The organism is Oleiphilus sp. HI0067 (assembly GCF_001635735.1).
In genome coordinates this window covers 1-1,046 of sequence record NZ_LWFI01001655.1, presented here as the reverse complement: position 1 = coordinate 1,046, position 1,046 = coordinate 1, and the positions used below count along the sequence as shown (strand labels likewise).

At 41.1% G+C, this 1,046-nt stretch carries 1 protein-coding gene; it reads right to left on the bottom strand.

From position 1 onward, the window contains the following. Nucleotides 1-455, bottom strand: a 455-nt coding sequence (locus tag A3739_RS26720; protein ID WP_197472613.1) for a hypothetical protein, incomplete at its 3' end; no start/stop codon positions are given. Between the last annotated feature and the right edge of the window lie 591 nt (nt 456-1,046).

Here is a 1,046-nt window from a genome sequence, read left to right as displayed (position 1 = left end):
ATATTCATATTTGCAGCTGAAATATTTAACCCTGTCGTAGAACTAATGACAGAATCAAGAAGGAAGTTTTCCATGCCGTCTGTAGTATCGTAAGTAAACTCTAGAGTATTGGAGTCGCTGGTTAAGGTGTATTTACCACTAGTGGAAGAATACGTTACAGTGCCCTCGTGAAGACTAGAGTTTATTTGGCCGGATGCCGTAGATAAAGAATAGCAATTTTCGCCTGTGCCACTTGCTTCACCTTGATAGTCATAAGCAGTTACAGCGCCTGATTCAGCAATATACAAGTAAGCTTCATCGCCTGTTCGAGAGGTATCATAGACCCCAGAAACAGCAACTATGTTTTCATCTGGTGTACCTGAAGAAGTTAAGGGATCTGAAGAATCAGATGACCCTGAGCTCCCACAACCAGAGATAAAACCCACTACAACTAACGATAAAGTTACTTTTTTCATATTCACAAATACTCCTTTAGTTTGATTGTGATTTTCCTAAAATTCTAACGCCCCGCTAAACGGCGAACGAAACGCAGTGTAGTGAGTCCAGTGGAGGTCGCGCTTTTTGCGGCCGGAACGTGTTTGAGCGGCTTGTTATGAGTTTTATGTGGCACATACTACAACCCCAACCCCTCTTTTACTTCAAAGATTATTTTGGCGATATTCATATCATGCTCAGGCGCTGCAGATAACCCCATATTTTCAGTTGAAGTCACTCCAAGGTACTTTGCTATTGGCTCTGGAGAATCGCTCTCCATTGCGTAAGCAAAAACTCTTGGCAAGTAAGATTGATATTCATCTCTTGCCCAGTCGCTATCGGAAACGCCAATTGGGTCCCATTTATAAAAGAGGATCTCATCGATTCTTTTATANAGTTCTAGCTGATCTGGTGGTAGCTTCTTTCCCATTACTTACTCATAACAGTTAATTCTACGTACCCGATACGGGTATCACTTTTCAATTAGGTTAACACCTTCGGAACGATCAATTCATTAATAATCATAGACTTATGAGACTTCCGTTTTTTCAAATTGCGCACACTCTTTAGCA